Source organism: Pseudomonas sp. S34, assembly GCF_009866745.1.
Taxonomy (GTDB): domain Bacteria; phylum Pseudomonadota; class Gammaproteobacteria; order Pseudomonadales; family Pseudomonadaceae; genus Aquipseudomonas; species Aquipseudomonas jessenii.
Map to the genome: position 1 here is coordinate 3,733,383 of NZ_CP019398.1, position 25,965 is coordinate 3,759,347.

Consider the following 25,965-nt stretch of genomic DNA (forward strand, 5'->3'; position numbering starts at 1 on the left):
GTGTCGAGCGCCGATGAACATTCTCTACGATGAACGCGTTGACGGCGCCTTGCCCGACGTCGACAAACAGGCGCTGTTGCACGCACTGCAAACCCGCTTGCCAGCTCTTGAGATCCTGCATCAGCGCGAGGAAACCAAGCCCTACGAATGCGACGGGCTGTCGGCCTATCGCACCACGCCGATGCTGGTGGTGCTGCCCCGCTCCATCGACGAAGTCCAGGGGGTGCTGCGGGTCTGCCATGAACTGCGCGTCCCCGTCGTGGCCCGTGGCGCGGGCACCGGGTTGTCCGGCGGCGCGCTGCCCCTGGAGAAAGGCGTGCTGCTGGTGATGGCGCGCTTCAACAACATCCTGCACATCGATCCAGCCGCCCGTACCGCTCGGGTTCAGCCCGGCGTACGCAATCTGGCGATTTCCCAGGCAGCGGCACCCTTCGGCCTGTATTACGCGCCGGATCCTTCCTCGCAAATCGCCTGTTCCATCGGAGGCAACGTCGCGGAAAATGCCGGTGGCGTGCACTGCCTGAAGTACGGCCTGACCGTGCACAACGTGCTCAAGGTCGACATCCTCACCGTCGATGGCGAGCACCTGAGCCTGGGCTCCAACGCCCTCGACGCCCCCGGTTTCGACCTGCTGGCGCTGTTCACCGGATCCGAAGGCCTGCTCGGGGTGATCACCGAGGTCACGGTCAAGCTGCTGCCCAAACCGCAGACCGCCAAAGTGCTGCTGGCGGCGTTCGATTCCGTGGAAAAAGCCGGGCGCGCCGTCGGCGACATCATTGCCGCCGGCATCATCCCCGGTGGCCTGGAAATGATGGACAACCTGGCCATCCGCGCCGCCGAGGACTTCATCCACGCCGGTTATCCGGTGGATGCCCAGGCCATTCTGCTGTGCGAGCTCGATGGTGTCGAAGCCGATGTCTCAGAGGACTGCGACCGGGTGCGCCAGGTACTGCAACAGGCCGGCGCCACCGAGTTACGCCAGGCCAAGGACGAAGCCGAGCGCGTGCTGTTCTGGGCCGGGCGCAAGAATGCCTTCCCGGCGGTGGGTCGCCTCTCGCCGGACTACTACTGCATGGACGGCACCATTCCCCGTCGCGAACTGCCCGGCGTACTGCACGCCATCGCCGAGCTTTCGAACGAATACGGCCTGCGGGTGGCCAACGTGTTCCATGCCGGCGACGGCAACATGCACCCGCTGATCCTGTTCGATGCCAATCAACCCGGTGAACTTGATCGAGCTGAAGCCCTGGGTGGCAAGATTCTGGAGTTGTGCGTGAAAGTCGGCGGCAGCATCACCGGTGAACACGGCGTGGGCCGCGAGAAGATCAACCAGATGTGCGCGCAGTTCAACAGCGATGAGCTGACCCTGTTCCATGCCATCAAGGCCGCCTTCGACCCCAGCGGCCTGCTCAACCCCGGCAAGAACATTCCGACCCTGCACCGCTGCGCCGAATTCGGTGCCATGCACATACATGGCGGTCAATTGCCCTTCCCCGAGCTGGAGCGCTTCTGATGCACGGCCCTGAAGATTTCGATGACAGCCAGTCACTGCTGGAACAGGTCAATCAGGCGCTGGAAAACGCCACGCCCTTGCGCATCCAGGGTTCCAACAGCAAAGCCTTTCTCGGCCGCACCACGGCCGGGGAGATTCTCGACACCCGCTCGCACCGGGGTATCGTCAGTTACGACCCGACTGAACTGGTGATCACCGCCCGTTGCGGCACACCGTTGTCGCAACTGACGCAGGTACTGGACGCCGCGCAACAGATGCTGCCCTGCGAGCCACCATCCTTCGGCGACGGCGCTACCGTCGGCGGCATGATCGCCTGCGGGCTGTCCGGGCCACGGCGCCCGTGGTCCGGTTCGGTGCGCGATTTCGTGCTCGGCACGCGGGTCATCACAGGGCAAGGCAAGCTGTTGCGCTTCGGTGGCGAGGTGATGAAAAACGTCGCCGGCTACGACCTGTCGCGCCTGATGGCCGGCAGTTACGGCAGCCTCGGGCTGATTACCGAAGTGTCCCTCAAAGTGCTGCCCAAACCCCGGCAGTGCCTCAGTATCAGCCTGGAAATGGACGCCGAACGGGCCTTGTTGCGCCTGGCGGAATGGGGCCAGCAGCCGTTGCCGATCAGCGCGGCTTGTCACGACGGTTCACGCCTGCACCTGCGGCTTGAGGGCGGTGAAGGTTCGGTATCGGCGGCCCATGAGCGCCTCGGAGGCGAACGGCTGGAGTCTTGCTGGTGGGACGATCTCAACGAACAGCGCTTGAGTTTCTTCGATGAAGACCAACCGCTTTGGCGCCTGTCACTGCCACACAACACGCCGCTTCTGTCGTTGCCGGGGCGCCAGTTGATCGACTGGGGGGGCGCCCAGCGCTGGCTGAAATCCGATGCCGAAGCGGCGTACATCCGTCAGGTCGTCGACGAGGTCGGTGGCCATGCCACCTGCTTCAGCCACGGCCTGACCGACACTCCATTCCAGCCTCTGCCCCCGGCCCTGATGCGCTATCACCGCAACCTGAAACAACAGCTCGATCCACGGGGTATCTTCAACCCCGGACGCCTGTACGCGGAGCTTTGAACCATGCAGACGACCTTGAGTGAACGCGCCAGCCAATTGCCACGCGCCGCAGAAGCCGAAAGCATCCTGCGCACCTGCGTGCACTGCGGGTTCTGCAATGCCACCTGCCCGACCTATCAATTGCTCGGCGATGAACTGGACGGACCACGGGGTCGCATTTACCTGATCAAGCAGGTGCTGGAAGGCAACGACGTCACGCAAAAGACCCAGCAGCACCTGGACCGCTGCCTATCGTGCCGCAACTGCGAAACCACCTGTCCGTCGGGCGTCGACTACCACAACCTGCTGGACATCGGGCGGGCTGTGGTCGATGCGGCGGTGCCACGCCCGCTCGGTCAGCGCCTGTTGCGCGAGGGTTTGCGGCAGACTGTGCCGCATCCAGAGCTGTTCAAGAGCCTGGTCAATAGCGGTCAGGTGTTCCGCGCGCTGCTGCCCGGCAACCTGCAAAGCAAGTTGCCGCGCAATGTCTACCCGGCCAAGCCGCGACCCATGACCCTGCGCGAGCGTCAGGTGCTGATGCTCGAAGGTTGCGTGCAGCCCAGCCTGTCCCCCAACACCAATGCCGCGGCGGCGCGGGTGCTGGACCGGTTGGGGATCAGCGTCATCGCGAGCCGCGAAGCCGGTTGCTGCGGCGCCGTGGACTACCACCTGGACGCCCAGGCCATCGGCCTCGATCGTGCCCGTCGCAACATCGACGCGTGGTGGCCGAGCCTGGAAAAAGGCGCCGAGGCGATTGTGCAGACCGCCAGCGGTTGCGGCGCCTTCATCAAGGATTACGGCCACCTGCTCGCCAGCGATCCGGCCTATGCCGACAAGGCAAAAAAGGTCAGTGCGCTGGCCCGGGATCTGGTGGAAGTGTTGCGCGACGAACCGCTGGAGCAACTCGGCATTCACGCCTCGCAACGTCTGGCCTTCCATTGCCCCTGCACCTTGCAGCACGGGCAGAAACTCGGCGGTGCCGTGGAAGCGCTGCTGACCGGACTCGGTTTCAACCTGACGTCTGTCCCCGACGGGCACCTGTGCTGCGGCTCGGCGGGCACCTATTCGCTGACCCAGCCCGAACTGTCGCGACAACTGCGCGACAACAAGCTCGACGCCCTGGAAAGCGGCCATCCGGAGGTCATTGTCACGGCCAACATCGGCTGCCAGTCGCACCTCGACGGCGCAGGGCGAACCCCGGTGCGGCACTGGATCGAACTGGTCGAAGCCAACTTGCCTTAACCGAACCCTGGAGATGCCCATGAACCGCAAAGCTGTCCTGAGCCAGGCCGAAGTCGGCCAGATCCTCACCGCCGCCCGCGCCGAAGCACAGGCCAATCAATGGGCCGTGACCATAGTGGTGGTCGATGACGGCGGCCACCCGCTGGCCCTCGAACGCCTCGATGGCTGCACGCCTGCCAGCGTGTATATCGCTACCGAAAAGGCACGCACCTCAGCCCTCGGGCGGCGCGAATCGAAAAGCTATGAGGACATGGTCAACGCTGGGCGCTACGCTTTCCTCTCGGCACCCTTGCTGACTTCGCTTGAGGGTGGCGTGCCGATTGTTTTTGATGGACAGGTGATTGGTGCTGTCGGGGTGTCGGGCGTCAAGCCCGAACAGGATGCGCAGGTAGCTAAGGCCGGGGCGCAGAGCCTGAAATGAGATGTTGGCTTCACCCTTTTCCCCTGTGGGAGCGGGCTTGCTCGCGAAGAGAGAGTGTCAGTCGAAGACATTGCTGTCTGACAGACCGCTTTCGCGAGCAAGCCCGCTCCCACAGGGGCCCCGTTAAACCAGACGAGAGGAGCTGAATCCATGACCCGTCTAACCGCAAAAGACTTCGCCCCCGAACTGCTGGAACTGTACGACTACTACGCCCACGGCAAGATCAACCGCCGGGAGTTTCTCGACCGTGCGGCGCTGTTTACCTTCGGCGGTTTGACCGCTGGAGCCCTGCTCGCCGCGCTAAGCCCCAACTATGCGCTGGCCGAGCAGGTCTCCTTCACCGATCCGGAGATTATTGCCGAGTACATCACCTACCCGTCGCCCAAGGGCCACGGCCAGGTTCGCGGTTATCTGGTGCGTCCGGCCAAAGCCACCGGCAAAGTACCAGCAGTGGTGGTCGTGCACGAAAACCGCGGGCTCAACCCGTACATCGAAGATGTGGCCCGGCGGCTGGCCAAGTCCGGCTTCATCGCCCTCGCCCCGGACGGCCTGAGTTCGGTCGGCGGTTATCCGGGCAATGACGACAAGGGCCGCGAGCTTCAGGCCAAGGTCGACCCGGAAAAGCTGATGAACGACTTTTTCGCCGCCGTCGAATGGATGATGAAAAACCCTGCCGCCAGCGGAAAAGTCGGCATCACCGGATTCTGCTACGGCGGTGGCGTGACCAACGCCGCTGCCGTGGCCTATCCGGAACTGGGGGCCGCCGTGTCGTTTTATGGCCGTCAGCCAACGGCCGAGGAAGTGCCCCGGATCAAGGCCCCGGTGATGTTGCACTACGGCGAACTGGATACGCGGATCAACGAAGGCTGGCCCGCCTATGAGCAAGCGTTGAAGGCCGGGGGCAAGACCTATGAGGCCTACATTTATCCGGGCTGCAATCATGGCTTTCACAATGATTCGACGCCGCGCTTTGACGAGGCGGCGGCCAAGCTGGCGTGGGAGCGGACGTTGGGGTGGTTTCGCAAGTATCTGGTTTGACTGGAAGTCCGGGGCTGGCCCCTTCGCGAGCAAGCCCGCTCCCACATGGATCTCTGTCGCACACAGATCTTGTGTTCACTGGAGATCCAGTGTGGGAGCGAGCTTGCTCGCGATGGCGGTATGACTGTTGGTGACTACTTCGGTTGAGCCACGGTCCGCAGATACGGCTTCAGGGTCTTGAAGCCATCCGGGTATTTCTTCTTCGCGTCTTCATCGGACACCGAGGTCGGGATGATTACGTCTTCACCCGGCCGCCAGTTCACTGGCGTGGCAACGGTGTGTTTGGCATTGAGTTGCAGGGAATCAAGCAGACGCAACACTTCATCGAAATTGCGCCCGGCGCTCATCGGGTAGATCAGCATGGCCTTGACCTTCTTGTCCGGGCCGACGATGAACACCGAACGCACCGTGGCGTTGTCCACTGCCGTGCGCGCGCCGCCACTGGCATTGGGGTGGATCATGTCGTAGAGCTTGGCCACCACCAGGTTTTCGTCGCCGATCAGCGGGTAGTTCACCGCCGTGCCCTGGGTCTCGGCGATGTCACCGACCCAACGGTTGTGGTCACTGACCGGGTCGACGCTGAGGCCCAGGACCTTGGTGTTGCGCTTGTCGAATTCCGGTTTGAGTTTGGCCAGGTAACCCAGTTCGGTGGTGCACACCGGGGTGAAATCCTTGGGATGGGAAAACAGGATGGCCCAGCCATCGCCGATCCATTGGTGAAAGTTGAGGGTGCCTTCGGTGGTGTCGGCGGTGAAATCCGGTGCTTCGTCGCCAATGCGGATAGCCATGTTCGATCTCCTTGCAGTGATGGACAGGGACGCCGTCAGGGCAGCGAATGCGCTTCCCGCGGCATGGACGCGACTCAGTATAGGAGAGGTTCGGCGACTCGCCGCAACGGGTTGAACACGTCGCTAGCCCACCAGCGCAATCAGTTGCTGACGCTGGGCATCGGTGAGCATCGGGCCGAAACCGGCCCGGACATTTTCCGCCATGTAGCGCGGGTTGCCGGTGCCGGGAATCACGCAGGTCACCGCCGAATGTGACAGCAGGTACTTCAGTGCCAGTTGCGGCCAGCTCTTGACCCCGACTTGCGCCGCCCAGCCTGGCAGCGGCTTATCTTTCAGTTTGGCCAGCAAGCCGCCACCGCCAAACGGCCGGTTGCAGATCACCGCCACTCCCCGCTCGCGGCACAACGGCAGCAAGCGTTTCTCTACGCCGCGATCATCCAGGGCGTAGTTGATCTGCAAGAAATCCACTGGCTCGGCCTTGAGTACCGCTTCCACCTCTTCATAGGCCGACGCCGTGTAATGGGTGATGCCGATGTAGCGGATGCGCCCAGCTTCCTTCCAGTGGCGCAGGGTCGGCAGGTGCGTCCGCCAGTCCAGCAGGTTGTGGATCTGCATCAGGTCGATCCGGTCGGTCTGCAACAGGGCGAAGGATTGTTCCATCTGCGCGATGCCTTCTTCGCGGCCCCGGGTCCACACCTTGGTGGCCAGAAAGGCCGGCGAGCGCGGCTCATGGATCGACAGCAGTTCGCCGGTGGTCTGTTCGGCGCGACCGTACATCGGCGAGCTGTCGATCAGCTTGCCACCCTTCTCGAACAACGCGTCCAGCACCGCGGGCAAGTCCTTGTAGGCCGGTTGCGAAGGCTCGACATCGAATCCGCGATAAGTGCCCAACCCTACGATCGGCAAGGACTCGTTGCTGGAAGGAATGGCGCGGGTCTGCATGGTCTTGCCTCCTGTTCCCGTCGACGGCACGGGTTGTGCCCCCGCCTGACCGAACGTGAAGACCGCCGAAGCACCGGCAGCCAGCGTGAGTATTGCTCTACGGGTGTACCCCACAGGATGGCTCATAAAACGCTTCTCACCAGTCGCCAGGGTCCGGCCTGTTGCGCCGACAATACGGATAACCCGCGCCAAGGGTCGATTGACTACACTCAGAAAGCCTTGTGGCGCCAGCCATTTTCAAACCCCGAGCAGTCAATGCCGCCCACTAACGTTAGTCGAATGTCGCGCACCCTGTTGTTACTCGTCGTCATCGTCGCTGCGTTGTACCTGGCGCTGTGCGTGGCGCTGTTCGTTTTCCAGCGAGCGCTGATTTACTACCCGCAACCGCGCGCCGTCGGGACTGCCGCGACGCTGCTCACCCTGCCGACTGCCGACGCACAGGTGCTGGTGTCCATCCGACCGCACGAGGGTCCCAACGCGCTGATTTATTTTGGCGGCAATGCCGAAGACGTCTCGCGCAACCTGCCCGGGTTCTCCCAAGCATTCCCTGACTACGCCCTGTATCTGCTGCATTACCGGGGTTATGGCGGGAGTTCCGGCTCGCCTTCCGAAGAGGCCATTGCCCGCGATGCCATCACCTTGTTCGACCAGGTACATGCCAGCCATCCGCATGTGGCAGTGGTCGGACGCAGCCTGGGCTCCGGGGTGGCCGTGCGCCTGGCCAGCGAGCGCCCGGCGGCGCGACTGGTGCTGATCACGCCCTACAACAGCCTCGAAGGGCTCGCTGCCCGTCAGTTCCGCTGGTTTCCGGTGCGCTGGTTGTTGAAGGACAAGTTTCAGTCCTGGCGGTACGCCGCCCGCATCACCGTGCCGACATTGTTGATCGCGGCCGAGCATGACGAGGTGATTGCGCGCTCAAGCACCGAGCGCCTGTTGAGTCACTTCACCCGTGGTGTGGCGTCATTGCAGGTCATTGCGGGGTCGGGCCATAACTCGATCAGTGACAGCCCCGACTACCTCAAACGTCTGCGTGAAGGGTTGTAAAACCTGAGTGCGAGGTGCCTTTTCCCATGACGAAATACGACCGTTAATCCGAGAGTTCACCCACGCCGAATAAAAACATATTTTTATGCCTATATTGATATTGTCGAACATTCCCACTCTCAGAGGGTGCCGTCATGAATATCAAGATCCTGGCTTTGCTCCTGCTGGCTTTCTGTGCGCAACCGGTCTGGAGCCAGACGCCTGCCGCCTCACCTGCCGCTGCCGACAGCCCCGCGCTGACCACGCGCCTGGCCCTTCGCGACCTTTGGGTCGAACACATTTTCTGGATCAGAAACTACGCGCTGGCCAATCAATCCGCCGACCAGAAGCAAGCCAAAGTGGCGGCGGACCAAGTGGTCGACAACGCCACCAAAATCGCCAACAGCATCGCCCCGCTCTACGGCCAACCGGCAGCCGATCAGTTGCTCAAGCTGCTTGCCGGTCATTGGGGCGCGGTGAAACACTACAGCGATGCCACCGTCGCGAAAGACGCGAAAGGCAAGCAGGCTGCCGTTACCGAGTTGACCGGCGATGCCAAGGCGATTGCGACTTTCCTGGCCACCGCCAACCCCAATCTGCCTGAAGCCACGTTGGTCAACATGTTGTCGGCCCATGGCGGTCACCACGTTGCCCAGATCGATGAATTCTCGGCACACGATTACACCGGCGAAGCCCGCACCTGGGCGATGATGCGCACGCACATCCTGGCCCTGGCCGACGCCTTGACCGGCGCGCTGGTCAAGCAATTCCCGGACAAGTTCTGATATCGCGCGAGGGCACACCATGCTGGAAGGACTGGGCCGAACACAGCAGGACCTGCTCAACGCACTGCTGCACCATGGGGGCGGCATGAGCATTGACGAGTTGGCTGAGCACCTGGCAGTCACGCGCACGGCGATCCGCCAACACCTGGCGGCGCTGGAGCGTGACGCTCTGGTGCTGCGCGGCGACACCCGGCCGACGGGCCGTCGCCCCGAGCAGTTGTATCAGCTCACCGACCACGCGCGGGAGCAGTTCCCTCGCCATTATCAGCTACTGGCCAGCGTATTGATTGATGAAGTCGCTGCCATCATCGGCCCTGAAGCCCTGGCCTCGCTGATGCGCAGCATGGGCCGCAAACTGGCTTCGGACCGTGAACAGCAGGTCGTGGATGAAGCCAGGATCGTCCAGCACATGAACCAGGCGGGCTACGAAGCCGAGGTGTTTTTTCGCTCAGGCGGCCCCCCGGAAATCGTCGCGCATAACTGCGTGTTCCATCGCTTGGCCGCTGCCCACCCGGTGGTCTGCGAACTGGACCTGGCCTTGATTGGCGCGTTGGGCGGCGGTGAAGTCGAGCACAGCGAGTGCATGGTGCGCGGCGGGCATGTCTGTCGCTTCAGGTTGCGTCCGAGCGAAACCCCGGACGTCGCGACAGAGCCTGCTTCAGGCAATACCGATCAGCCAGCCTAGCGCTGGCGTGACAACCGTTGCTGCCGGTTTCCGACGACCTGACACCCTTCGTCGGACTCATGGCTTCGCCCGCAAATAGACAGGTGCCCGCCGTGAACCTTGTTTCAAGGCACCAGTCATAGCCCAGCGTTTTTCCCCACTTTCTTCGTTGTCATCTCATCAGAGTTGTCCGTCCATGCGCCAAACTGTCGTTGCCTTGCGCTTATCTTCGCTGTGCCTGTTTTCCCTGCTCCCCGTTTTTGCAAGCCCCGCCCACGCCGATGGGCAACGGCAACTGGTAGACGCCATCAACGACTATCGCGCCCATCCGCAACGCTGCGACCGGCGGCCGACGCAACGCTTATCACCCCTGACGCTCAAGTCGAACCTGGCCCTGCCCGTTGGCTATGGCGGTGGGTTGCGGGACCGGTTAAAGGCTTCCGGCTATCAGGCCACCATGGTGAGGTCCATCCGCGTGGTGGGTGCACGGGATGCCGAAGAAGCCTTCGACATGTTCCAGGACGAGCACTGCGCCGCACTGCTCGACAATCAGTACGCCGACATCGGCGTCAGCCGCGCTGGGAGTGAGTGGCAAGTGGTGCTGGCACGGCCGGTGCTCGACGGGAAAACCGGCGATCCACGCAGCGCCGCTCAGGCGTTGCTGGCGCAGGTCAACGCAGCCCGGGCCAAACCGCGACTGTGTGGTCGCCAGCGTTTCGCCGCCGCACGGCCGCTGTCCTGGAGTGCAGCCTTGGGCTCCGCAGCACAAAGCCACAGCAAGGATATGGCCTACGGCAACTATTTCGCCCACCAGGACGCCGACGGTGACATGCCCTCCGACCGCGCCAGGGCCGCTGGCTACCGTGGCCGGCAGATCGGTGAAAACATCGCCGCCGGGCAAGGTTCACCCAGCAAGGCCATGGCCGGCTGGCTCGCCAGCCCCGGGCACTGCGCCAACCTGATGAACCCGATGTTCACCCAGGTCGGTGCCGCTTACGCCGCCAACGCGCGCAGCGACAACGGTGTTTACTGGACGATGCTGTTTGGCGCGCCTTGAGCCGCTGACCGGACCCACCTTGCGGGCATTAAAAAGCCCGCACTGAGCGGGCTTTGTGGGTGAATGTAACAAGTAGGTGGCCGGTGCTGGTCTCCGGCTTACAAGGTTTATCAGGCCTCCCACAAAAGAGTCGTGAAACTGTAATGGAACTCTTCTGCTTCACACGGCATAAGGGCTGGATCCCAGCGCGGGGATCTTTCTAACCGTGTACCCTTCGGAACGCGCCCCACGTCTCCTTGCTATCCTTTTGCGCATCAGTCTGCGTCTTCACCTACAGGTTTGAGGATAGCAAAACAGACACATTTGCCAACCGGGCTTTTAGACCGATTTCGACCAGCAGAAAACATGGCAGGACGGAAAAATACTATCGATCCACGGATGACTTTACATGGATGAGTTTCACCACGGCAGTTGCCTCTGCGGCGCCGTCAAATATCGCTTGTCGACCGAGCTGAAAGCCGTCACCCATTGCCATTGCAGCCAATGCCGAAAGGGCCATGGGGCTGCATTTGCAACCTATGCCAGCGCACCCGCCTCGGCGCTTGGCATCATGACCGGCGCAGATTCGCTGAAGACGTATGAATCGTCCAGGGGTGTCACACGGCAGTTCTGTTCTCACTGCGGATCTTCACTGTTCTGGACTGACTCGACAGGAGCGTTTTCCGAGTGGATTTCGATTGCCCTCGGTACGCTGGATACGGCGTTACGACCAAACAAGCAAAAACATGTTTTTGTCAGCTCGAAAGCGGATTGGTACGACATCAACGATCAGCATCCACGAACGGACTGAGTGGCTGGAGCGAGCTTGCTCGCGATGAGGTCAGCACATTCAACATTGATATCGACTGACCCACCGCTATCGCGAGCAAGCTCGCTCCCACAGTGATTTCGGTTGCTCGCAGATTTTGCGTACATCCACTAACCCTGTGGGAGCAAGCTTGCTCGCGATGGCGTCAAATCAGTCAACATCGATGTTGCCTGACACTCTGCAATCGCGAGCAAGCTCGCTCCCACACAGGTTGCACTTGGTAACCCGGCCTCACTCAGGCAGGCCGGCGCACCACCCTCACCTTGCCGCTATCGCCGCCACCGCAGAACAACCGCTCGCCACCATCGGACTCCAGCCCCGACACGCCCACGCCTTCGGGCATTTTCAGGCTCTGCAGCACTTCGCCCGTTTGCGGATCGATCCGGCGCAGCTCGCTTTCATCGCCTTCCCACGTACCGTGCCACAGCGCGCCGTCCACCCAGGTCACGCCGGTGACGAAACGGTTGGATTCGATGGTGCGCAGGATCTTGCCGTTCTCGGGGTCGATCTGGTGAATCTTGCGTTCGCGGTACTGGCCCACCCACAACGTCCCTTCGGCCCAGGTCAGCCCCGAATCGGCGCCTGCGCCGGGAGCAGGAATCGTCGAAAGGATGCGACCGGTGCGGGGGTCGATCTTGTGGATGCGGTCTTCGGCGATCTGGAACAGGTGCTCCCCGTCAAACGCGGTGCCGGCATGGGCAGCGACATCGATCGAGCTCAGAACCTTGCCGCTTTCCGGGTCCAGGGCGTTGATTTTGCTGTTGCATGCGAACCAGACCTTTTCGCCGTCCCAGGTGACGCCGCACACGTGGTCGACATCGGCAAACGGGCCATATTCACGAATGATTTCAGCAGTTGCGTGTTTCATCTGGCATTCCTCGATGGGGTTGGTGCCGTTCATCCTAGCCACCGGGCAGCGGCGCCGGGAGTAACAAGGTCGTCGCGAATCCCGGCACGGGCGGCGTCATCCAGCGCCGCGCTCGACCACGGCCAAACCACTGCACCTTGCCCTGCTCCGCCAGCGCATCGAGCGCCCGTTGCACCGTGCGCTGGCTGGTGCCCAGCGCCAGTGCCAGGGCGGAACTCGACCACGACTCGCCATCGGCGAGGCAGGCAAACACCGCGGCAAATTTTTCCTCGACCGGTTGCGCCAGCGTCACCACATGCGTACACACCGGCGAATGCAAGGCATAACCGCGCGCTGTCGCGATAACGCCGGCCAATGGCTTGAGTGCTTTACGCAGCCTGCCGATTTCCACGCGAAGCCGGGCGCGATGGGATTCATCCGAAAGCTTCAGACGAAACGCCCGGGCGATCAGCGTTTCCCGCGCAACGTCGGCGGGCCACGCCTCGGCCAACGCACGGGCGAGCACGAACAGGATCGGCCGCGTCGCGAGCGACACCGACATGCCACAACCGCGCACAACGTACCGGCAGGCATCCACCACCAGTGACGTTGAACAGAACAACGCTTCAACATCATCGAGCAACAGCGGCCGTACTTCACCCTGGGCAATCAGGCGTGCCGCAGGGGCATCGAGCAGATACACAGCGTGTTGGACCTCAGCCATCAGCGCCGCAATTCCGGCTTGACCGGCAGCCTGCCCGGCCCTGTTCAACGCCTCCCGCGCCGCGTGCGATTGCAGGCGCCGAATAGCGATCCCCGCCAGCACCAGTTCATGGGTTGCCCGCAAGGCCGGTGGCAATGGGCCGGGGTCGAGTCCGGCCAGCAACTGCTGTGCCTCATCGAGCTGGCCGATCAACAGCAGACGGCGGATTTGCAGATAACGCGCATGGGCGGCATTGACCCGGTCACCGTGGTGTTCAAGGGTGACCCGCGCCGTTTCAAGCGCCTTGACCGGCCACCCGAGCTCCCGCGAAGCCAGGGCGATTTCGGCCTCAGCCACCACACATCGCGCCCGGGCCAGCACTTCCTTGGGCGCAAAGGCCCGTTGCGCCCGCTTGACCAGCGCCCTGGCCCGCACCAGATCGCCCAGTTGCGCCATGGCGATACCGCGCAGGGCCAGGGCCGGCGCATCGTCGCGCAAGGCCACGCGGTCCAGTGCGCCCAGCGGATTGCCCGCCGCCAGCGCCTGTGCAGCTGCCGTGATCATCGAGTCCATCGTAATCCCGCCACGCTTGTCACTCCCATCATTCGATACCCGGGTTTAGTCTAAATCACGAGCTTTCACCAGGAGCGTACAACGATGAACACCCACAAAACCGCGACCCGGGAACAATGGCTGGCGGCACGTTTGCAACTGCTTGAAGCGGAAAAAGCACTGACCCGACGCAGCGATGATGTGGCCAGGCAACGCCAGGCATTGCCATGGTTTCACCTCGACAAGACGTACCGCTTCGATACCGACAACGGCAGCGCCACCTTGGCCGAACTCTTTCAAGGGCGCTCGCAACTGCTGGTCTACCACTTCATGTTCGGCCCCGACTACACAGCCGGCTGCCCTTCCTGCTCAGCCATCGCCGATGGCTTCGACCCCATCGTCGTCCACCTGGCGAACCACGACGTGACCCTGATGGCGATATCCCGCGCACCCTTGGCGAAACTGCAGGCCTACAAGCGCCGAATGGGCTGGACCTTCCCCTGGGCCTCGGCCGCCGATAGCGACTTCACCGCCGACTTCAATGTCTACTTCACCGAAGCGCAGCAGCGCGAAGGCTTGATCGAATACAACTACCAGCGCGGCGGCCATGCCATGGACGCCAGCCAGATCCCGGAACCGGTGAAACAATTCGCCGCGACCTGTGGCACCGATGCGCCGACCTATACCCGCGACAGGCCGGGGTTGAGTACGTTTGTGCTGGAGGACGGCGAGATTTATCACACCTACTCCACCTACGCGCGGGGCCTGGACGGATTGTGGAGCATGTACCAATGGCTCGACCGCGCGCCCAAGGGACGCAATGAAACGGGGCCCTGGTGGCGTCGGCATGATGAGTACCGGTGAGCGCCAGCGTTGTCACTGACCACCGATGAAAACGTCCGCCAGCTTGTCCACCAGTGCCGGCTTTGTCTGCGAGACTAGGTTTTGCAAGATCACGCAAGATTTGTGGGAAGGCGCAACTTATCTGTCGTGCAGATGCTTTTTCAAGAATGACCGGGTTCGTTCCTGGACAGGGTTTTGCAGGATCTCTTGCGGTGCCCCCTCCTCCACTACAACCCCGCCGTCCATAAAGACAATCCGGTCTGCCACTTCGCCGGCAAAGCGCATTTCGTGAGTGACGATCAACATTGTCATGTGCTCCGCAGCGAGTTGCTTCATGACCAGGTTGACCTCTTCGACAAGCTCAGGGTCCAGTGCCGATGTAGCCTCGTCGAACAACATGACTTTTGGTTGCATCGCCAGTGCCCTTGCTATGGCAACGCGCTGTTTCTGTCCGCCTGACAGGCGAGAAGGATACTCATCGAACTTGTTGGCCAAGCCAACTTTTGACAAGTATTCCATTGCCAACTCACGAGATGCTTTTTTTGTAAGGCCCTTGAGTTTTATCGGACCAAGAGCGATGTTTTCATACACGGTCAAATGCGGAAATAGATTGAAGTGTTGAAATACCATACCCATCTGCTGACGCACAGCATTTATATGCTGTTCAAACGCACGACCTTTCAATGGCCGATTGACTTGCTCACCCTCTAACCATATCTCGCCATCGTCAAGCACCTCCAGGTGGTTGATTGACCGCAGAAGCGTGCTTTTGCCAGATCCACTTGGGCCGATGATGGCGACAATTTGTCCGCGAGATATGGAAAGATCGATTCCCTTGAGTACTTCAAGTGCTCCGTAAGCCTTGCGAGCGCCCTTCACCTCAACCATGAATTCCTTGCTGATCATCGTGACATCTCTACCTTGTTTTCGAGAAGATGCAGACCGGCTTCGAGAACTAGATTGGCTGCATAATAAATAACCGCGACAGTCAGATAAAACTCAAACGGGCTATAGGTCTCGCTCACGGCAAGTTGTGCGCTGTACACCAACTCGGCAATACCGATTATGGAAACCAGAGAGGTGTCCTTCAACAGGACAATCAGATTGTTTCCCAGCGGCGCAATAGTCCTGCGAAGCGCCTGCGGTACGATGATGTAACGCTGAGTCTGTCCACGGCTGAGACCAATGGAGCGGGCACCTTCAATCTGACCAGGGTCTACCGATACCACACCGGCACGAATAACGTCGGCATTGTAGACGGCAAAGTGCAAACTGAGGCCTATGATGCCTGCCACCAGGGCAGGAATATCAATCCCCACTTGTACAAGACCATAATAAATCAAGTACAACTGAAGAAGCAGTGGAGTGCCCATGAGCAACCACGTCATAAAACGCACGGGCAGCGCCAGGATCCTGGGCGCATAAAGAACGATGAGTGCAAAGGCTACCCCTGCCATCAAACTCAATATGCTGGAACTTACAAACATCACAACCGTCCACCAAAGACCGGTCGCAAGTAGCTCGGAATAGGGTGTAACTATACTAAGATCCAGGCTTTGCATCTGAATGCTCTCACCTTGCCGCGAAGCGATTATCGAGATAGTCAACAACAAATCTGACCGAGTAGACCATCACGATGTAAAGCAGTGCCGACACCATGAAAATCTCAAAAGGTTTGTACGTTGAACTGATAAAGCGTTGCGCTGTATATGAAAGCTCAACAACAGAGATCGTCGACACCAGTGCAGAACCTTTGATAAGAGCGACAGCGTTCACTCCCAGCGGCCTGATCATCAACTTTGCAGCTTGTGGCAGCGTGATAAACCATAAGGTCTGGCCACGCCCGAAACCAATCGAACGTGCAGCTTCTTCCTGGCCTGGGTCAACGTTGGTGATAGCGCCACGAATGGATTCCGCCATGTAGGCAGCGATGTTCAGGCCCAAGCCGATTACCCCTGCGGCAAACGGCTCCAGTTCAATTCCGATCTGCGGCCCACCAAAGTAAATGATGAACAGCTGAACCAGGCAGGGAGTGCCGCGAAAAACGCTGATGTAGAGTCTTGCAAGGTATCGAAATGCGAGAGCAGTGGACAACCGGGCAGCAACCAGCACGATTGCGACCAGAAAACCAAGCAGAAGAGCAAGTACAGAGATTTGCACCGTAATCCAGGCCGCCTCCAGGAAAAACGGGAATGTGCGTTGTATGAGAGTCAGATCCATGGGAACGCTCGGAAAAGTCGGATTGGCTGGCCCGACGACAGGTCGGGCCATGCTGAACATGAATCAGCGGATATCGTTGCCAATCCACTTCATCGAGATCTTTTCGTAGGTGCCATCGGCGAGCATGTCTTCAAGCGCCTTCTGCATGGTCGCCTTGAGCTCAGGGTTATTCTTGCGCAGGGCAATGCCCATGCCTTCAATGCCACCATCGCTATCCGGTGGAGTAATGATGCGAACCTTCTGCCCTGTTTCTTTGACGGCGACCAACACCGGAACACTGTCCATCACTATCGCATCGATGCGCCCGGCCTCCAGGTCGACAAGCATTTCGGGTAGACCTTTGTACGTTCTCACCTTCAGGTTGCCGCGGGCCCTGGCCCATTTATCGTGTGCATCCCCAAGGGTAACGCCGACAACAACATCTTTAAGATCATCAAGACTTTTGATCGAAGAGTTGTCCTTCACTACGATCGTTCGGCCAGCGTGGTAATAAGGCCCAACAAAATCCACTGCTTTCTGGCGTTCCGGGGTAATGGTCATCGAAGCGACGATGGCGTCATATTTCTTCGCGAGAAGTCCTGCAATTATCCCGTCGAATGGCGTCGTGATGATCGTCACCTTTACCCCCATCCGCTCAGCCAGCGCCTCGCTGATGGAGGCGTCGAATCCGACGATCTGGTTCTGCTCGTTTGCAAAGCTGAAGGGAGAGTATTGACCGCTCATCGCGATACGGATCTCTTTGGAATCCTGGATCGACTTCAAATCATCAGCATGAACAGCTGAAGTGGAAAGTAGCGCCGCTGCCGCCACGGTAGAAGCGACAATCAAACCCTTGAGCTTTTTAGTTAGCATGGATGGCACCTTGGAAGAATTGTTTATTATTTTCTTGGGGTTATTCACCCGGCCTTCATGAAAAGTCTTGCATAGGCACTTCTGGAAAGCACCCGGCAAGGTGTCAGCCAACCTGACACATTGCCGGAGTTGGCCGACACTATGTCGGGGAGCCACATCGTCCAACCTGGTGTCTTGTCGCACGCCCCGCCCTTTGCGATCTACCGGAGTGCGGCCTTAAAGCTTTCGTCCAGGACCTCAAGCAGAAAATCAGCGTTTTTCTGACTGAAAATCATCGATGGGCGCATTTTCAGAACATTGTCATGGGGGCCTTCAGTACCGATCAAGATGCCTCGCTCCCTTGCACCATCGGCTACTTTCCTGGCCAGCTCCGTGGCTGGAACTTTCGTTTTGCGGTCCGTGACAAGTTCTATCCCGAGAAAAAGACCCAACCCGCGCACATCGCCTATTGCATCGTATCGCTGCTGCAACTTACGGAAGCCGTCGAGCAGATAGTTGCCAACGGTCAGTGCGTTGAGTTTCAGGTTATCGCGCTCAATTACATCGAGCACCGAGAGCCCTACAGCACAGGAAACCGGACTGCCGGCGAAGGTATTGAAGTACTCCATGCCATTGTTGAAGCTGTCTGCAATTTCTCGCGTGGTCACAACCGCCGACATGGGATGCCCATTGCCAATGGGTTTGCCCATGGACACTGCATCGGGAACGACACCCTGGGTTTCAAAAGCCCACCAATGGCTACCTACGCGACCAAAGCCGACCTGGACTTCGTCAGCCAGGCAAAGACCGCCCTCTGCACGAACCATTGCATAGACTTCTTTCAAGTAGTTTTCCGGGAAGAAAAGTTGCCCGGCGACACTTGGAATGGACTCCGCCAAAAAGAACGCCGGGGATCTGCCCTGCTTGCGCATGAGTTCAATCTGATCCGCCACGCTTTCAGCGAAACGCTTGCCAAGTTCCTCGAACGACCAGTGATCCACACCACGGTAGGCATCCGGGACGGCCGCCTCAAACACATGATCTGCACGCCCTTTACCGGCTTTACGCTTGTACTTGTAAGGGCTGAGGTCGATCAGTTCCTGCGTAGTGCCGTGGTAAGCCCAATCCAGCACAATTGCATCGTTACGCCCCGTGTGATTGCGCGCCATACGCAGCATGAGGCTGTTTGCTTCACTTCCCGAACAGCCGAAGGAAGCGACAGCCAGACCTTCAGGCAAGGTAGCGGTGAGTCGCTCTGCATACTCCACGATATTATCGTGCAGATAACGCGTGTTCGTGTTCAGGCGTGATGCCTGCCGCGAAAGCGCTTGCACCACATCTGGATGAGAGTGGCCGAGATGGCACACGTTATTGAAGCAGTCCAGATACGCCCTACCAAAGTTATCGATCAACCAGACCCCATCACCGCGAACGAACTTGATCGGATCTGAATAGGAAATCGACAGGTTTGGAAGCAACAACTCCTTTCGCTTCGCAACAATCTCTGCCTTGGTGCGTCCGTCCTGGCTGTAGGTTTCCGGAGGAATCCCCGCGAGACTCGATGCATCGGGAAAAATGTCGGCCCATACCTCAAGATAAGCCCGTTCACCTACGCCGATGAATTCGCTCGCTTTCAACGCTGTGTCCGTAGACATTTGAAAATGCACATGGGGAATCCATCCGCCATTTTCCGTATCCGCTCCCATGTATCCCACAAGCTCGCCAGCCTCCAGGCGGTCACCGGGCTTGAGCCGCGCCAAGGCTTCATGAGCCATATGCCCCCACAGCGTCAGGAATGGCGGGCAACCTTCAGGCGAGTGCTCGAGCATGATCAAACCACCATAACCAAGCGGCTCATGCTCGACCTCGACGCTCTGCACCACACCGGCAACGGGCGTATAGAGAGGCGTTCCAGCGGGCATGATCAAGTCGACACCGACGTGAAGGATCCGACGCTGCCCTTCAATGAATCGTGATTCAAACGCCGTGTCGGTGTAGATGGTCCTTTCCTCTCCCCATGGCCCGATACCGAGCGGCACCTTGTGTTCGGCAGAAAAATCATTCCACCACTTCGTTGCCTGCGCTGGACGTTGCTCGGCTGAAGCGATAGTCATCACATGCGAAGCGTCTCCGAACGGAGCAATGACCTTGTTCATCGTCGCAGCGGATGGACGCACGATATCCGCGAAGGACTTGCTGTTTTCGGCCACCCAGCGGCGAACCGCACCAGCGCCTTCGATCGCGTCAAAACCACAGGCTTTACGCAAGATCGCAGTCGCCAGACGAGGGTTCATGCGATCCATCCTTTCCAGAAGGCGCCAGGCCGGCGCTTCGCTGATGCCAAGGTAGGGATTGTCTTGCGTTCGGTCGTATCGCGATGCCGACAAGGTGACGCTCGTGACCAGGCGCATCGCAATGAGATTGAAGAGGACGTCAAGCTCCTCCGGCTGCAGAGGGTACTTCTCATGGAAACCGGCCGTGAGGGCGGCAGCCGCGCCGATTGGATCTTCCGTGTCGAGAATGGAATAGGCGCAGGTGATGGCGACTTCGGCAATCAGAATCGTATGGACCGCATCGCCAAAATCGATGATGCCCGAGACTTTCTGATGATTGCGGGAATCGACGAGGATGTTCCAGTCGTTGCCGTCATTGTGAATGACTTGTGCACGCAGTCGCGAAAGCTTCGGTTGAACGGTTTTTTCGAAACGTTCTATGAAGCGTTCCAGAATGGCCCTTCTGCCAGGATCTTTCACGAAATGCAGGCGTGAACTCGAACGTGCGGCGTGACGCAAATCCCAGTCGAGATCACGTACCGCGCCTGGATGCATGAAGCCCTGAAGTGCACGATCTATCTCACCGAACGATTGGCCAAGGCTGCGCATCAATTCGAACGTGCGCTCGACCTCGGCAAGCGGCGTTCCGTGCAACCAGCTGACCAGGCGGACCGCATGGGTTTCGCCGGAGGGCGCTACCGCAGAGGCCAGGTATTCACCGGCAAGGCTTTTCTTGAGAAAAGGCACGGTAAGCTCGGGACTGTGCGTGGCGAGGTGACTGAGAATGGCTGTCTGAAACTCGCTTTCAACTCGAGGTTCAGTCGAGTTGACGACTTTCAGAATCCATCCGGCATCGGTTCCTGTATTCAACCGGTAGTTGCGGTCGCGCTCGCCATCCAGAGGCGTGGCCGTACCGATAACGTTGAAAAGCTGCTCACTCAGTTTTTCGGCATCCCCTGTCGAGAACTGGGGGGCAGGATGGGAAAGATTTGTCATGGTAATTGTTTTCCAAGCCATTTTTTTCAGATAGCTTGGCACGCAAAGCCTTGGACGGCAGTAGGTATACGGTCGGCTTCAGCCTGCATATTGCCGGAATCGACCGGCACAATTTCGGTAGCAAAATTAGGGAGTTCTGATGCGCGACCTGGACACGAAAGATCGCGAAATACTCGAAATTCTTTCCAAAGAGGCTCGAATTGCCCTGAAGGCCCTGGCAGCGAGAATCGGGCTTTCAAGAAGTGCTACCAGCGAGCGAGTCATCAACCTTGAACGCAATGGTGTGATCAGAGGCTACCGAGCTGATATCGGCGAAATCGATGCCAACGTGATTCGCGCAATCCTTCTTGTATGCCTGAAACGCACACCCGCAATCAGCTTGCTGGACCTGCTTGCCCAAAACTCGCAGGTACGACGAGTCTCCTCGGTCAGTGGCCAGCTCGACCTGGTCATTGAGGTCGAATCGCGAACTATTGATGATCTGAATCGGGTCAGAGATGCAGTAGCCAGTCACGAAATCGTTGAAGACATCACCACCGCTGTCGTTCTGCGGCGCGATATTGATCGGCAGAGTTCCTGATTGGCAACGGGTGTAATCAAGTCGGCGGAATCGTCGCCAGCATACCGATCAGGATGGTCAACAGCAGAAAACCGCCGAGAAAAATCGTCATCTTGGCCATAGGGCCTCCCACACTATGAATTGGCGGTACAGCAGCGTCGGGGGCTGCCGTACCGGAGATTTATTGTGGGCTGGAGGCTGTATCCGTTACAGAGGCAGATTGCGCTGAAAAATACGGATCAGATCCGCTTTCAGGCTGTGCTTTCGGGCGTTTTGCAGGAAGGAATTTGCGCGCGATGTCCACAAACGGCGTGACGATCAAACCCTGCAGCGTCAAGTAACGCTCGTGATCGTGCTCGCCGGTGCCGAAGTGGATGGTTTCGGGTTTGGATTGTGTTACGTAGAGCGTGCCGAACATCCAGTCCCACAGTGACAGATTGATGCCGAAGTTCTTGTTGAAGTGTCGCGGCGCATCGCTGTGATGAATCTGGTGTTGCGCCGGGCTGCTCAGCACCCGTTCCAGCACCGGCCCGAAGGAAAACCAGACATGGCTGTGACGCAGGTTGGCCGCCAGGCCATTGAAGATGAACACCATGTAGGTCACGCCAAACAAGGTATAGCGGCTGATCTCCCCGCCGCAGGCGTACCAGAAGACCCCGGCAAATGCGCCGACGCAGATGATATCCGTGAGCTTTTCGACCACTTCTTCCAGAAAGTGCACGCGGCTGGCCGTCGCCGGCACCAGCACGGGCGCCGAATGATGGACTTTGTGGAAGGCCCACAGATACCGCGAATGGAAGGCGCGATGGCCCCAGTAATGGCTGAAATCCTTGACCAGAAATACGCCCAGCCCATAGAGCAGGGTCAGCGCCAGGTTCTCTTCCACTTGCGTACGCGCGCCCCACAGCTGGGTGAAGAACGCGATGTAGTCCGCTGAACGCAAGACGTACGGATCGACCAGGCCGACGATGGGCAGGACCAGGGTAACCTTGAGGATGGCGAGTACGAAGTAGTAGCGGTAGTCGAGCAGCGCCGAGCGATGCAGGTACACCCGGCAGCCGCCGATGAACTGCCCGAATGAGCGCGCGTCGGTCAAGCCCCGGGATTTGCGGTAGCGGAACAGGCAATAGGCGACGCTGTAAGACATGCAGAGAAAGGCTAGACCGAGTCTGCCGTTGAAGTCGAAAATGCCCAGGAACTGCCGGGTGACCGGCTCGATCACCCACTGGGATAAATGAAGATGGATTGCGGCGAAAACATCCATGCCAGGCTGCCCGACGTAAATGGAAGGGCAATTGTAAATGAGAACGAGTCTTTAGTGTGTTGAATGATGCCCGGTTTTTATCCACCCAGCGCAATGATTGCAAGGATCAGCACGCCCCCCGTGGCGGCCATGATCACCCCACCCTGCCATTGCGTGGCGCCAGCGTATCTGGCGAGCAGCCAGCCTGCGATGAACAGCACCACGAGTCCGATCAGGTTGGACAGGCGGATGGCGAGCGCCGTCTGATCGAGCAGCATGAACGGCACCACCAACGGAAATGTCGAGCACACGACCAACAGGAAAACACCGAGGGCGCCCCTGAAGTCGCTCCAGCCGAGGCCGGCCCTGATCGGCAAGGGGGGCTGCTCGAGCAGCCGACGGCGCAACAACTCCAGGCCCTCACTGCCGGCCGCCGTCGCGAACTGCAACGGCAACACTTGCGCAACGAGCGCCTGACCGGCCGCGGCGTCCGTGCCATTACGCAAGGCCATGTACAGCTTGATCCTGCGCGTGCGCTCGACCAGTGCGCGCAACAGGTACATGACCGCATCGGCCAGTCCCCAGGCGAGATTGCAGCCGAGCGCGGCAATCATCATCGTGCGTTCGGCGGCCTGGTCTGCCGTAGCCACGCTGATGGTGCCGGTGAACGTCATGGCCATCAGCAGGCCGAAGATCACCTCGGTAATGCGCTCGACAGGGTCAAGTACAGGCGCCCTTTCGAATTGAGCATTGGTTGGCATGAACTCACCTCGTCGGTCAAGCACCGGTTGTTCCGGCTGGATATCCGCATCCCCGTCAAGTGTAGATTGAACGGCTACACTCAGGCGCACACGCTATCTGCTTCAAGAGGACTGGTTCATGCTTGAATACTTCGCCCTGGGCGTACTGATATTTGTAGGACTCTTCTTGTTCTACGGGATCATCCTGCTCCACGACATCCCCTATGAAATTGCCGTCCACCGCAACCACCCTCACCAGGATGCGATCCACGCCACCGGCTGGGTCAGCCTCTTCACCTTGCACGCACTCTGGCCGTTCCTGTGGATCTGGGCGATGGCCTATCGGGAGGACCGGGGCTGGGGTTTCAGTGACGGACACTCACCCAAAAGTCATGTGGTTCACCTCGAACAACAGGTCGCCGAGCTGCAAGGCCGGATCGAGCGCCTGGAGTCAGCGATGGGTACGGCACAGAACCGTGTGCCAACGGACAATCTCGGCGAGGGCATTTGAGCCATGGATCTCTTACTCATTCTGACGTATGCCGCTCTCTGCGTAGCCATCTTCAAGATCTTCCGCATCCCCCTGAACAAATGGACGGTGCCCACGGCGGTGCTGGGCGGGATCGTGATTATCGGCACGCTGATTTTCACGATGAACTACAACCACCCCTACTCCGAGGTGGCGCGTTCCTATTTTGTATCGGTTCCGGTGATACCCGTGGTCAGCGGCCAGGTGATCGATGTATCGGTGAAGACCAACCATCCCCTGGAAAAAGGCGATGTGCTGTTTCGCATCGACCCTGCGCCTTTCGAATACCGGGTGAAATCCCTCAAGGCACAGCTGATTGCCGCCCAGGCCGATCGCGCCCGGATCACCGAGCTGATCAAGCGTAACTTCAGTACCCAACGGGAACTGGATATGGTGGTCGCTCGCAGTGATGACCTGAAGGCACAACTGGACAACGCGCAGTACGAACTCGACAACACCACCGTCCGTGCGCCGAGCAAAGGCTTCGTCACCCATGTTTCACTGCGTCCGGGCATGATGGCGACCAGGTTGCCGCTGCGCCCTTCGATGGTCTTCATTCCCGCCGAAGGACATTACTTCTCCGCGTGGATGCGCCAGAACAGCCTGTTGCGCCTGACCGAGGGCGACGAGGCCGAGGTCGCTTTCGACGGCATTCCAGGCAAGGTTTTCGAAGGCAAGGTCAAGACCGTCGTTTCGGTCATCGCCGAAGGCCAGATCCAACCGTCAGGCACACTGATCAGCTTCACCGGTTCACCACCGGCCGGCCGGGTTCCGGTGATCATTGAGATCACCGATCCCGACTATGCCCAGTACGCCGACCAGATGCCCGGCGGCGCCTACGGCCAGGCGGCGTTGTACAGCCAGCATTTCCATCACATCGCGATGATGCGCAAAATCCTTCTGCGCATGGCGGCATGGATGAATTACATCTTTCCGTTCCACTAACCTGGCAGCATCGGCAACTGGCTCAATCCTTGAATGGGGCCAGTTGCCGGTTCAGCGAACCGGCCTGATCGCGTGATTGCAGCGACTGATCGAGCAGGCTGAGGGTCAGAGGGAGAAGGCCAGACAGTGGATCGCACCATTGTGGTACTGGAAGAATCGACAAGGAGAAGCGAAGCAGCGAGGGTCGGCGCTAAATAATCCAATACAGCAGCAAGCGAGAAGCAATCCAGTGCGACGCCTGGATCACCCCCCATGCCAGCAGGACACACATCAACAGGTAGCCCGCAAGGAACCTGAACATCGCGTCCCTTTCCATGCAACCCTCCCGGCTTTACAGCCCTACAGGGCGTTCAATGCGAATGCGTAACCCATACTACGCCCGTCTCGCCCTTTAAGGTTTCGATTGCCAGAATGGTTTGCAGTTCCACCGGCTGAGCAATTGCACAGACTTGCCCACCGTTTTTCCAGTCATCCCTTTGCCCTGTATCAAGCGCCCAGAGGCGTGTCAGTGGTTGTCCTCTATGGTATCTGTTGGAGGTAGCTCCACTCATTTCACCTTCAGACGAGGATCAATCATGCGGATGTGGATGGAGGGCAGGCGAAGAACCGGCAAGTACCTGGTTGAAGAGGTAACTACAGAGGCAACGGCGACTTCATTGTTTTTTTCTCAAGTCCAGTAACAGTCAGGATGGCGTTGGGATTTTTTTCAACACAATAGACCTGAGCGGACGTTGAGATCTGTTTGTTGTCGCTTTATGTTGTTCGTTTTCATGGAGGATTCGGACTGATGGCACGCTTGGGCTTGATACTGACACCCGGTTTTGCGGACTGGGAATACGCTTTCATTGCAGGAACCGCATCCCCGTTTTACGGGATCGACGTCAGGTTTTTCACCTCTACTACGGGGCAGTTCCGCTCGCAGGGTGGATTGGCTGTAACTGTGGATAGCAGCTTGCAACAATGCCTGGACTGGAAGCCGGACGTTGTTGTCGTCATCGGTGGAATGATCTGGGAGCGTGCAGATGCACCGGACATTCGGGACTTTCTTCATGCTAGTCGTTCAAGTGGAGCGACAATTGCAGGTATCTGTGGGGGGACGCTGGCACTTGCGAGGGCCGGGCTTCTCGACACGGTCCCTCATACTTCGAACAGCGCTGACTTTTTACAACAGAATGCCGCAGGTTATGACGGGGCCACGCTTTATCGAAGCAGTCAAGTAGCGGTGGTTGCCGACCGCATCATAACTGCGCCAGGTCCTGCACCCGTTAGCTTTACCTGCGCAGTGTTCGAAGCTGCCGGGTTATCTTCAGAGATCATTTCGCAGTTCAGGTCAATGTTGGCAGCGGAACACGGGTGACCG

At 59.3% G+C, this 25,965-nt stretch carries 26 protein-coding genes; 15 read left to right on the top strand and 11 right to left on the bottom strand.

What is annotated here, in order from left to right; all coding sequences use genetic code 11:
* Positions 1–13 precede the first annotated feature (13 nt).
* The 5 genes from glcD to yghX all read left to right on the top strand — a co-directional run bounded on the left by glcD (position 14) and on the right by yghX (position 5,257).
* Positions 14–1,513 carry a glycolate oxidase subunit GlcD gene (gene glcD / locus PspS34_RS16610; protein WP_154908610.1) on the top strand — a complete coding sequence of 500 codons (1,500 nt, stop codon included), beginning with the start codon at positions 14–16 and terminating at the stop codon, positions 1,511–1,513.
* Positions 1,513–2,577 carry a glycolate oxidase subunit GlcE gene (glcE, locus tag PspS34_RS16615; protein WP_150814590.1) on the top strand — a complete coding sequence of 355 codons (1,065 nt, stop codon included), beginning with the start codon at positions 1,513–1,515 and terminating at the stop codon, positions 2,575–2,577. The genes glcD and glcE overlap by 1 nt, the downstream gene beginning before the upstream one ends.
* A 3-nt stretch (positions 2,578–2,580) precedes the next feature.
* Positions 2,581–3,798 (top strand): glycolate oxidase subunit GlcF, encoded by a 1,218-nt coding sequence (gene glcF, locus PspS34_RS16620; RefSeq protein ID WP_154908612.1) that lies wholly within the window; start codon positions 2,581–2,583, stop codon positions 3,796–3,798.
* Positions 3,799–3,817: 19 nt separating this feature from the next.
* Positions 3,818–4,219, top strand: coding sequence for a heme-binding protein (locus PspS34_RS16625; protein WP_159390190.1), 402 nt, complete (start codon positions 3,818–3,820; stop codon positions 4,217–4,219).
* Positions 4,220–4,369: 150 nt separating this feature from the next.
* Positions 4,370–5,257: a YghX family hydrolase gene (yghX, locus tag PspS34_RS16630; RefSeq protein WP_154908615.1), complete on the top strand. Its 888-nt coding sequence runs from the start codon at positions 4,370–4,372 to the stop codon at positions 5,255–5,257.
* A 134-nt stretch (positions 5,258–5,391) separates the two neighbouring features.
* Here the strand turns inward: yghX and PspS34_RS16635 are convergent, their stop codons facing one another.
* A complete protein-coding gene (locus PspS34_RS16635; RefSeq protein ID WP_056727305.1) occupies positions 5,392–6,045 on the bottom strand; it encodes a peroxiredoxin in 654 nt (217 codons plus the stop codon).
* 123 nt (positions 6,046–6,168) lie between these two features.
* Positions 6,169–7,113, bottom strand: coding sequence for an aldo/keto reductase (locus tag PspS34_RS16640; RefSeq protein WP_174245523.1), 945 nt, complete (start codon positions 7,111–7,113; stop codon positions 6,169–6,171).
* 129 nt (positions 7,114–7,242) lie between these two features.
* Between PspS34_RS16640 and PspS34_RS16645 the strand changes: the two genes are divergently transcribed.
* The 5 genes from PspS34_RS16645 to PspS34_RS16665 all read left to right on the top strand — a co-directional run bounded on the left by PspS34_RS16645 (position 7,243) and on the right by PspS34_RS16665 (position 11,306).
* Positions 7,243–8,031 carry an alpha/beta fold hydrolase gene (locus PspS34_RS16645; RefSeq protein WP_159390191.1) on the top strand — a complete coding sequence of 263 codons (789 nt, stop codon included), beginning with the start codon at positions 7,243–7,245 and terminating at the stop codon, positions 8,029–8,031.
* A 134-nt stretch (positions 8,032–8,165) separates the two neighbouring features.
* Complete coding sequence (locus PspS34_RS16650) at positions 8,166–8,795, top strand: hypothetical protein (protein WP_159390192.1); 630 nt, start codon at positions 8,166–8,168, stop codon at positions 8,793–8,795.
* 19 nt (positions 8,796–8,814) lie between these two features.
* Complete coding sequence (locus PspS34_RS16655; RefSeq protein ID WP_159390193.1) at positions 8,815–9,480, top strand: HTH domain-containing protein; 666 nt, start codon at positions 8,815–8,817, stop codon at positions 9,478–9,480.
* Positions 9,481–9,655: 175 nt separating this feature from the next.
* On the top strand, positions 9,656–10,516 hold the full coding sequence (locus PspS34_RS16660) for a CAP domain-containing protein (protein ID WP_154947394.1): 861 nt from the start codon (positions 9,656–9,658) through the stop codon (positions 10,514–10,516).
* 388 nt (positions 10,517–10,904) lie between these two features.
* Complete coding sequence (locus PspS34_RS16665; protein WP_154861993.1) at positions 10,905–11,306, top strand: GFA family protein; 402 nt, start codon at positions 10,905–10,907, stop codon at positions 11,304–11,306.
* A 253-nt stretch (positions 11,307–11,559) separates the two neighbouring features.
* Here the strand turns inward: PspS34_RS16665 and PspS34_RS16670 are convergent, their stop codons facing one another.
* Together PspS34_RS16670 and PspS34_RS16675 are read right to left on the bottom strand one after the other, a co-directional pair.
* Positions 11,560–12,192, bottom strand: a complete 633-nt coding sequence (locus tag PspS34_RS16670; protein ID WP_150814606.1) for a PQQ-binding-like beta-propeller repeat protein — start codon at positions 12,190–12,192, stop codon at positions 11,560–11,562.
* Between the two features lie 34 nt (positions 12,193–12,226).
* On the bottom strand, positions 12,227–13,447 hold the full coding sequence (locus tag PspS34_RS16675) for a helix-turn-helix domain-containing protein (RefSeq protein WP_159390194.1): 1,221 nt from the start codon (positions 13,445–13,447) through the stop codon (positions 12,227–12,229).
* Between the two features lie 84 nt (positions 13,448–13,531).
* On the opposite strand from PspS34_RS16675, the gene PspS34_RS16680 reads away from it, so the two are divergent.
* Entirely contained in the window at positions 13,532–14,290 is a 759-nt protein-coding gene (locus PspS34_RS16680) for a DUF899 domain-containing protein (RefSeq protein ID WP_159390195.1), read from the top strand.
* 117 nt (positions 14,291–14,407) lie between these two features.
* Here PspS34_RS16680 and PspS34_RS16685 read toward each other — a convergent pair whose 3' ends face one another.
* The 5 genes from PspS34_RS16685 to PspS34_RS16705 all read right to left on the bottom strand — a co-directional run bounded on the left by PspS34_RS16685 (position 14,408) and on the right by PspS34_RS16705 (position 20,589).
* A complete protein-coding gene (locus tag PspS34_RS16685; RefSeq protein ID WP_154861996.1) occupies positions 14,408–15,175 on the bottom strand; it encodes an amino acid ABC transporter ATP-binding protein in 768 nt (255 codons plus the stop codon).
* On the bottom strand, positions 15,172–15,831 hold the full coding sequence (locus PspS34_RS16690; protein ID WP_154861997.1) for an amino acid ABC transporter permease: 660 nt from the start codon (positions 15,829–15,831) through the stop codon (positions 15,172–15,174). Before PspS34_RS16690 ends, PspS34_RS16685 begins: the two co-directional genes overlap by 4 nt.
* 10 nt (positions 15,832–15,841) lie before the next feature.
* Positions 15,842–16,489 (bottom strand): amino acid ABC transporter permease, encoded by a 648-nt coding sequence (locus tag PspS34_RS16695; RefSeq protein ID WP_159390196.1) that lies wholly within the window; start codon positions 16,487–16,489, stop codon positions 15,842–15,844.
* A gap of 63 nt (positions 16,490–16,552) precedes the next feature.
* A complete protein-coding gene (locus PspS34_RS16700; protein WP_159390197.1) occupies positions 16,553–17,341 on the bottom strand; it encodes an ABC transporter substrate-binding protein in 789 nt (262 codons plus the stop codon).
* Between the two features lie 200 nt (positions 17,342–17,541).
* A complete protein-coding gene (locus PspS34_RS16705) occupies positions 17,542–20,589 on the bottom strand; it encodes an aminotransferase class III-fold pyridoxal phosphate-dependent enzyme (RefSeq protein WP_159390198.1) in 3,048 nt (1,015 codons plus the stop codon).
* Positions 20,590–20,728: 139 nt separating this feature from the next.
* Here PspS34_RS16705 and PspS34_RS16710 point away from each other — a divergent pair, with 139 nt between their 5' ends.
* Positions 20,729–21,169, top strand: a complete 441-nt coding sequence (locus PspS34_RS16710) for an Lrp/AsnC family transcriptional regulator (RefSeq protein WP_102671896.1) — start codon at positions 20,729–20,731, stop codon at positions 21,167–21,169.
* A 160-nt stretch (positions 21,170–21,329) separates the two neighbouring features.
* Here PspS34_RS16710 and PspS34_RS16715 read toward each other — a convergent pair whose 3' ends face one another.
* On the bottom strand, positions 21,330–22,412 hold the full coding sequence (locus PspS34_RS16715; RefSeq protein ID WP_154947390.1) for a sterol desaturase family protein: 1,083 nt from the start codon (positions 22,410–22,412) through the stop codon (positions 21,330–21,332).
* Positions 22,413–22,489: 77 nt separating this feature from the next.
* On the bottom strand, positions 22,490–23,152 hold the full coding sequence (locus tag PspS34_RS16720; RefSeq protein ID WP_150814615.1) for a hypothetical protein: 663 nt from the start codon (positions 23,150–23,152) through the stop codon (positions 22,490–22,492).
* A gap of 118 nt (positions 23,153–23,270) precedes the next feature.
* Between PspS34_RS16720 and PspS34_RS16725 the strand changes: the two genes are divergently transcribed.
* The 3 genes from PspS34_RS16725 (at position 23,271) to PspS34_RS16735 (ending at position 25,962) form a co-directional block, all read left to right on the top strand.
* Positions 23,271–23,642: a DUF3302 domain-containing protein gene (locus tag PspS34_RS16725; protein ID WP_090456221.1), complete on the top strand. Its 372-nt coding sequence runs from the start codon at positions 23,271–23,273 to the stop codon at positions 23,640–23,642.
* A gap of 3 nt (positions 23,643–23,645) precedes the next feature.
* A complete protein-coding gene (locus PspS34_RS16730; protein ID WP_159390199.1) occupies positions 23,646–24,605 on the top strand; it encodes a biotin/lipoyl-binding protein in 960 nt (319 codons plus the stop codon).
* Positions 24,606–25,392: 787 nt separating this feature from the next.
* Positions 25,393–25,962, top strand: coding sequence for a DJ-1/PfpI family protein (locus PspS34_RS16735; RefSeq protein WP_159390200.1), 570 nt, complete (start codon positions 25,393–25,395; stop codon positions 25,960–25,962).
* The last annotated feature ends 3 nt before the right edge of the window (positions 25,963–25,965 follow it).